The sequence below is a fragment of the Rhodococcus sp. NPDC057014 genome, assembly GCF_042673295.1.
GTDB lineage: Bacteria > Actinomycetota > Actinomycetes > Mycobacteriales > Mycobacteriaceae > Rhodococcus_F.
On sequence record NZ_JBHUSF010000383.1, the window covers coordinates 1 to 7,707 of the forward strand.

Below are 7,707 nucleotides of genomic sequence, written 5' to 3' on the forward strand. Positions count from 1 at the left end.
GTGCGGGTGCGGACGGCCGCGGAGTGGGCGGCGAGCCCGCAAGGGGCCGCCGCCGCGTCCGGCGACCTCGTGACCACCGTGGTGCACGCCGCCGGGCAGCGGGTCCGCCGGGCTTCCGGCGCGGGACCGTTGGCGGGGGTGCGGGTTCTCGACCTGACCCGGGTGATCGCCGGTCCCGTCGCCACCCGCACACTGGCGCTGCTCGGCGCGGAGGTGCTGCGGATCGATCCGCCGTCGCTCCCCGAGATCGTCGTGCAGCACCGCGACACCGGGCAGGGCAAGTGGTCCGCGCTGCTCGACGTGCGGTCCGCGGCCGGTCGCGCGGTGTGGGACCGCCTGCTCGCCGAGGCGGACGTGGTCGTCACCGGTTACCGTCCGGGCGCGCTGGACGGGCTGTTCGACCACGCCCCACCGCATCTGGTGCGGGGGCGGGTGTGCGCGTGGGGCGGCTCCGGTCCCTGGGCGGACCGGCGGGGATTCGACAGCATCGTCCAGGCGGCGTCGGGGATCGCGACGATCGAGGGCGGCGGCGACATTCCGGGCGCGCTGCCCGCGCAGGCACTCGATCACGCGACCGGGTATCTGCTCGCCGCCGGCATCGTCGACGCCCTCGCGACCGGGTACACCGACGGGCGCGGCCGGTCCGTCGACGTGTCCCTGGCCCGCACCGCGGCGTGGCTGCTGACCGCGGACGGCCGATCCGAAGATCCGCCGCCGCCCCCGGTGCCCGGACCGCGCTGCCTCACCGTGCACGGCGACCTGGTGACGGCCCGCCCCGCCCTGGCCGAATTCGACGACTACCCGTTCCCTGCCCGGCCCTGGTGCGGCGACGCCCCCGCCTGGCCCGGGCTCATCCCGTCGCCGTGAACCGTGCGCTCGGTTCCCCGCTCAGATGTCCCGGCGGCAGCTTGCGACCGCACAGCACGAGGAGCAGGTCCTGGGCGGAACCGCGCAGCGGCGCACCCGCACCGAAGGTCCAGGGGCGATCGTCCGCGGTCAGCTGCACTCCCGTCAGGTCGATGCCGAAGTACTTCACGTGCTTCGGGCCGACGCCGCCGAGGACCCGGTCGAGGCGGTCGTCCGGGACTCTCCTGCCCAGGCCGAGCGCCACCGACACGTCGAGACCGTGGATCACGTCGTGGGACAGTGCCCCCTCGAAGCCGCCGCCCGGCGGCGTCCACGAGTGCGCGACGTTCTCCTCCAGCGTGTGCAGCAGCGCGTCGGCGGTCAGGGTCCGTGCGTCCTCGCGGGCTTGCGCGTCCGACATCCGGTTGAAGTTGCCGCGCGCCTTCACCATCTTCAGCAGGATCCGCGGCGTCGACAGGCGGTACGGCATGGTGATGTGCGCGATCACCTCCCTCGTGCGCCACCCCGCGCACAGCGAGGGCGCGTCCCATTGCTCCGGCGTCAGTCCCGCCAGCATCGACGCCAGGTCGCGCCGCTCCCCGGCGACCCAGTCCGGTGCCGTGTCCCGTGCCATGTCCGTCTCCTCCGGTCGCCGTGTCGTGCTCTACGAAGGCAGACCGTGCCCGCCGGCGAAACTCATCGCGGGGCCGTGAAGAATGGTCTGGTGAGCACACACGACTACACGCTGACGGTCAGCTGGACCGGCAACCGCGGCGCGGGAACGTCGGGCCCGGACACCTACGACCGGGACCACGTGATCGCGGCGGCCGGGAAACCCGATCTGCCGGGCAGCGCGGACCCGTCGTTCCGCGGCGACGCCGCCCGCTGGAATCCGGAGGAACTGCTCGTCGCGTCGCTGTCGCAGTGCCACATGCTCTGGTATCTGGGCCTGGCCGCCGCGGCCGGTGTGGTCGTCGTCGACTACCGGGACCACCCGACGGGCACGATGGTCGAACACCCGGACGGGGCAGGCGAATTCACCGAGGTGGTGCTGCATCCCACGGTCACCGTCACGGAGGCGGCGATGGCCGCGCGCGCCGAGTCGCTGCACGCCCGGGCGCACGCGAAGTGCTTCATCGCCCGGTCGGTCGCGTTCCCCGTGCACCACCGGCCGACGGTGGTGACGGTGTGAGCAGGCAGCGGCTGATCGTCGACGTCGACACCGGCATCGACGACTCCCTCGCCCTGCTGTACCTGCTGGCCAGCCCGGAGGCCGAGATCGCCGGCATCGCCAGCACCGCCGGCAACGTGCCCGTCGAGCAGGTCGCGGCGAACAACCTGAACTGGCTCGAACTGTGCGGGGCACCGGACGTCGAGGTGGCGCTCGGCGCCCGGGTGCCGCTGTACTGCCCGCTGCGCACCACCGAGGACACACACGGCCCGCAGGGCATCGGCTACGCCGTCCTCCCCGCGTCCGGACGGTCGCTGTCCGCGCGGGACGCGACCACCCTGTGGGTGGACCTGGTCCGGGACGCTCCCGGGGAACTGACGGGGCTGGTGACCGGGCCGCTGACGAACCTGGCCCTCGCGATCCGCGAGGAACCGGAACTGCCCCGGCTGCTGCGGCGCCTGGTCGTGATGGGCGGGGCGTTCAACCACCCCGGCAACACCACCCCCACCAGTGAATGGAACGTGTCGGTGGATCCGGAGGCGGCCAAGGAGGTGTTCGACGCCTTCTCCGGTCTGCCGGAGGGCAGCCGTCCCATCCTGTGCGGGCTGGACGTCACCGAGACGATCGAGATGACACCGGACCACGTGCGGCGGCTGGCGGAGGCGGCGGGCAGCACCCCCGCCGAGATCATCTCCCCCGACGACGGCCCGCACGTGCGTTCGACCGCGAGCAACGCGGTGATCCGGCACCTGTCCGACGCCATCCGGTTCTACATGGACTTCCACCGCACACACGACCAGGGGTTCCTTGCGCACATGCACGACCCGTTCGCGGCGGCGGTGGCGTTGAACCCGGCGATCGCACGGACCCGGCCGGCGACCGTCGACGTCGAACTGCACGGCCGGCTCACCCGGGGCACCACGGTCGCCGACTGGGTGGGGCACTGGAACCGGGAACCCAACGTCGACGTCGCGGTGAGCACCGACCCGGCCGCGTTCTTCGACGATCTCGTCGACAGGGTCGGGCGCTTCGCGAAATCAGTCGGCTGACGCGTCCGCACCGTCGAACGCGTCGAGGATCTCGGCGGCGGCCAGCGCCGCCGTCAGGGAACCGTCCCGCACCCGCTGTTCGACGTCGCCGCGGATCGCCTTGACCCTCGTGTTCGACGCGAGGCGGCGCAGCAATTGGTCGTTGACCATCGTCCACGTCCAGTCCACCTGCTGGCGGCGCCGGTTCTCCTCGAACTGCCCCGCCGCGGTCAGCACCTCCCGGTGCTTGCAGACGGTGTTCCAGAAGTCCTCGAGACCGACACCCTCGAGACCGCTCATCGTGATCACCGGCGGCGTCCACACGGCGTCGTGCGGGTAGATCAGACGCAGCGCCCCGGCGAGTTCCCGGGCGGCGCCCTTCGCCTCCCGCTCGTGCTTGCCGTCCGCCTTGTTCACGGCGACGAGGTCGGCGAGTTCGAGGACCCCCTTCTTGATGCCCTGCAACTGGTCGCCGGTGCGGGCCAGGGTGAGGAAGCAGAAGCAGTCCACCATGTTCGCGACCGTCACCTCGGACTGCCCGACACCGACCGTCTCGACGAGGATCACATCGAAACCGGCGGCCTCGAGCAGCACGATCGTCTCGCGGGTCGCCTTCGCGACCCCGCCGAGGGTCCCCGACGTCGGGGACGGCCGGATGTAGGCGTCCTTCTCGACGGTCAGCCGCGCCATCCGTGTCTTGTCACCCAGGATCGACCCGCCGGTGCGCGTCGACGACGGGTCGACGGCCAGGACCGCCACCCGGTGCCCCTGCCCGATCAGGTGCATCCCGAGCGCGTCGATGAACGTGGACTTCCCGACGCCGGGCACCCCGGTGATCCCGACCCGGTGCGCCTTCCCCGACTCCGGCAGCAGTTCGAGCAGCAGCCGCTGCGCCGCCTCCCGGTGATCGGTGCGGGTGGACTCGACCAGGGTGATGGCCTTCGCCAGGCCGGCGCGCTGATTGGCGCGCACGGCCTGGGCGAGGGCATCGATGTCGACTGGAGGGCGCCCCATGCTATTCCGGGGTGCCCGTCAGGTCGTGGCCGAGCTGCGCGGCCAGCTTCTCGAGCAGACCGCTGGCGGCGTCCGCGATGACCGTCCCCGGCGGGAAGATCGCCGCGGCACCGGCCTCGTACAGTTCGGCGAAGTCGCCGGGCGGGATGACGCCACCGACCACGATCATGATGTCGGGACGTCCCACCGCCGCGAGTGCTTCCCGGAGCGCAGGCACCAGCGTGAGGTGACCTGCGGCCAACGACGACACACCGACCACGTGGACGTCGTTGTCGGCCGCCTGGTTGGCGACCTCTTCCGGGGTCTGGAACAGCGGTCCGACGTCCACGTCGAATCCGATGTCCGCGAAGGCCGTGGCGATCACCTTCTGGCCGCGGTCGTGACCGTCCTGCCCCATCTTCGCGATGAGGACACGGGGACGCCGGCCCTCCTCCTCGGCGAACTTCTCGACGAGTTCGGTTGCCTTGTTGATGTTGTCGACCTTCCCGGCCTCGTCCCGGTACACCCCGCTGATGGTGCGGATCTCGGCCTGGTGACGCCCGTACACCTTCTCCAGCGCCTCGGAGATCTCCCCGACCGTGGCCTTCGCCCGGGCCGCGTCGATCGCCAGCGCCAGCAGGTTGTTCTCCATGCCGCCCTCGGTGGCGGCCGCGGCGCGGCTCAGTTCCGCGAGCGCCGCCTCGACGGCTCCCGAGTCCCGGTCGGCGCGCAGCCGGTCCAGCTTCTCGAGCTGTTCCTTGCGGACCCGCGAGTTCTCGACCTTGAGGACCTCGATCTCGTCGGCCTCGTCCGGCACGTACTTGTTGACGCCGATCAGCGGCTGCCGACCGGAGTCGATGCGGGCCTGGGTGCGGGCCGCGGCCTCCTCGATGCGCAGCTTCGGGATGCCCTCGCTGATCGCCTGCGCCATGCCGCCGGCCTCTTCGACCTCGGCGATGTGTGCGCGCGCCCGGTTGGCCAGCTGGTGGGTGAGCCACTCCACGTAATGCGAACCGCCCCACGGGTCGATGGGCCGGACGGTCCCCGACTCCTGCTGCAGCAGCAGCTGGGTGTTGCGGGCGATGCGGGCGGAGAAGTCCGTCGGCAGGGCGAGGGCCTCGTCGAGTGCGTTGGTGTGCAGCGACTGGGTGTGCCCCTGCGTCGCCGCCATCGCCTCGACACACGTGCGGGCCACGTTGTTGTACACGTCCTGCGCGGTCAGCGACCAGCCCGACGTCTGCGAGTGGGTGCGCAGCGACAGCGATTTCGCGGACTTCGGTTCGAACTTCGCGACCAGCTCACTCCACAGCAGGCGGCCGGCCCGCAGCTTCGCGACCTCCATGAAGAAGTTCATGCCGATCGCCCAGAAGAACGACAGCCGCGGCGCGAACTTGTCGATCTCCATGCCCGCGTCGAGACCGGCGCGGATGTATTCGACACCGTCGGCGAGAGTGTACGCCAACTCCAGGTCGGCGGTGGCCCCGGCCTCCTGAATGTGGTAGCCGGAGATGGAGATCGAGTTGAACTTCGGCATCTTCGCGCTGGTGTACGCGAAGATGTCGGAGATGATCCGCATCGACGGCTTCGGCGGGTAGATGTAGGTGTTGCGGACCATGAACTCCTTCAGAATGTCGTTCTGAATGGTTCCGGCCAGCTGCTCCGGGGCGACACCCTGCTCCTCGGCGGCCACGACGTACAGCGCGAGGATCGGCAGCACCGCACCGTTCATGGTCATCGACACGCTGACACTGTCGAGCGGGATGTGGTCGAACAGCTGACGCATGTCCAGGATCGAGTCGATCGCCACCCCGGCCATACCGACGTCGCCCTGCACCCGCGGGTGGTCGGAGTCGTAGCCGCGGTGCGTCGCCAGGTCGAACGCCACCGACAGACCCTTCTGCCCGGCCGCGAGGTTGCGGCGGTAGAAGGCGTTGGATTCGGCGGCGGTGGAGAAGCCCGCGTACTGGCGGATCGTCCACGGCTGGTTCACGTACATGGTGGGGTACGGCCCGCGCACGAACGGCGCGGCGCCCGGGAAACTGCCGACCGGGTAGCCCTCGGCCTCGGCGGCGTCCCGGTCGGCCTTGGTGTAGACCGGTTTGACGTCGATGCCCTCGGGGGTGGACCACACCACCTGTTCCGGGCTGTAGTGGTTCGCCGCCGCGGCGGACGCGATCAGCTCCTCGGTCTGCTCCGGGGTCGGAGCGGACGGCTGCGGAGACTGCGGATCCTCCAGTGGCACTTCGGCGAAGCTGCCGATCGCGTGCTTGACCTCGCGAGTAGTCACTTCTTGCTCCCTGTGTCGCCCGAGGAGTCGCTCGGGCTCTCGATGGTGTCGAGCAGGCCGGACAGGACCGAGACTGCGTCGATGCGGGCGGTGACGAATCCGTCGGGCCGGGCGGCGCCGTCCGCGTCGGCGACGACCTTCTCCGGGCCGGCGAGCAGCACGGTGCCGATTCCGGCGGCGCGCAGTTCCTCCACCGCGGCCGTGGCCTCGGCGGCGTACCGCTTGTCGGTGCCGCAGATCACGGCGATGCCGGCGCCGGAATCCTGCGCGGCGGCGGCGATGCTGCCGTCACCGACCGCGAGGGGGCCCGGGTTGAGGGCCTCGATGCCGCCCGACGCCAGCAGGTTCGCGCTGAACGTGGTCCGCACGTTGTGCTCGGCGACGGGTCCGAGCGGGACCAGGAACACGGTGGGGCGCGCACCGTGGGCCGCCAGGTAGGCGTCGGAGCGGTCCCGCAGCGCCTCGAACGCGGCGGCGTACCGGGCGACCCGGCCGGCGCCGGCGGCGCCCGCGGGCAGCGGAGCCTCACCGAGGTTCGGGAACTCGTTGACGCCGGTGACGGTGGTCTTGCGGTGCGCGATGTCCGAATCACGTTGCGCGCGAGTGGAGGCGATCCGTTCACCGATCAGGCCGGCGTCGAGTGCGGCGAGGTAGCCGCCGGCCGCCTCGATCTGCTGGAAGAACTCCCACGCCTTCGCCGCGACCTGCTGGGTGAGGTCCTCGACGTACCAGGACCCGGCCGCCGGGTCGAGCACCCGGCCGAGGTGCGACTCCTCGAGCAGCAGCAGCTGGGTGTTGCGGGCGATGCGCGCGGCGAAGGTCTTCGACACCCCCAGCGCCCCGGCGGGCAGCGCGGAATCGAACGGCAGCACCGTGACGGCGTCCGCGCCGCCGACGCCGGCACCGAACGCGGCGAGGGTGGTGCGGAGCATGTTCACCCACGGGTCGCGCTGCGCCATCATGGCGGCGGAGGTGACGGCGTGCTGCGGGGCGCCGCCGAAGTCGGAGGCGCCGCACACCTGGGCGATCCGCGCCCACACCAGCCGCGCGGCACGGAACTTGGCGATGGTCTGGAACTGGTCGTCGGTGGCCGAGAACCGGAAGCCGAGCTGCCCGAGCGCCTGCCCGATGGTCAGCCCGCTCGCGGTGAGCACCCGCAAGTACTCGAGCCCCGCCGCGATCGACGCGCCGAGTTCCTCGGCGTCGGAGGCACCGGCGTCGTGAAATGCGGTGCCGTCCACCGCGATCGCCCGCACGCTCTCGGACCGGGCCGCGGACTCGGTGGCGAGGGTCACCGCGTCGCCGAGTTCCACGTCGGCGGCACCGGCGAACGCGCTCGTGAGCGGTGCGGCGCCGAGGTCGACACGGACCGCGGTGCGGTC

The 7,707-nt window shown here is 71.5% G+C and carries 7 protein-coding genes; 3 read left to right on the forward strand and 4 right to left on the reverse strand.

Annotated elements, in window-relative coordinates:
- Positions 1-867, forward strand: an 867-nt coding sequence (locus ACFTZB_RS40245) for a CoA transferase (protein WP_378440705.1), incomplete at its 5' end; no start/stop codon positions are given.
- Here the strand turns inward: ACFTZB_RS40245 and ACFTZB_RS40250 are convergent.
- Positions 851-1,480 (reverse strand): maleylpyruvate isomerase family mycothiol-dependent enzyme, encoded by a 630-nt coding sequence (locus ACFTZB_RS40250; protein ID WP_378440707.1) that lies wholly within the window; start codon positions 1,478-1,480, stop codon positions 851-853. The genes ACFTZB_RS40245 and ACFTZB_RS40250 overlap by 17 nt on opposite strands.
- A gap of 90 nt (positions 1,481-1,570) precedes the next feature.
- Here ACFTZB_RS40250 and ACFTZB_RS40255 point away from each other — a divergent pair, with 90 nt between their 5' ends.
- Positions 1,571-2,038 (forward strand): OsmC family protein, encoded by a 468-nt coding sequence (locus tag ACFTZB_RS40255; protein ID WP_378440709.1) that lies wholly within the window; start codon positions 1,571-1,573, stop codon positions 2,036-2,038.
- Positions 2,035-3,066 (forward strand): nucleoside hydrolase, encoded by a 1,032-nt coding sequence (locus tag ACFTZB_RS40260; protein WP_378440711.1) that lies wholly within the window; start codon positions 2,035-2,037, stop codon positions 3,064-3,066. Before ACFTZB_RS40255 ends, ACFTZB_RS40260 begins: the two co-directional genes overlap by 4 nt.
- Here the strand turns inward: ACFTZB_RS40260 and meaB are convergent.
- From meaB to ACFTZB_RS40275, 3 genes are all read right to left on the reverse strand, one after another.
- Complete coding sequence (gene meaB, locus ACFTZB_RS40265) at positions 3,055-4,059, reverse strand: methylmalonyl Co-A mutase-associated GTPase MeaB (RefSeq protein WP_378440713.1); 1,005 nt, start codon at positions 4,057-4,059, stop codon at positions 3,055-3,057. The two genes, ACFTZB_RS40260 and meaB, sit on opposite strands and share 12 nt — an antisense overlap.
- Before the next feature lies 1 nt (position 4,060).
- The gene (gene scpA, locus ACFTZB_RS40270; RefSeq protein WP_378440715.1) at positions 4,061-6,325 is read right to left on the reverse strand and encodes a methylmalonyl-CoA mutase; all 2,265 of its coding nucleotides are present in this window, start codon (positions 6,323-6,325) and stop codon (positions 4,061-4,063) included.
- Positions 6,322-7,707 (reverse strand): methylmalonyl-CoA mutase family protein (locus ACFTZB_RS40275; RefSeq protein WP_378440717.1); only part of this gene is annotated, 1,386 nt, incomplete at its 5' end. The genes ACFTZB_RS40275 and scpA, both read right to left, overlap by 4 nt.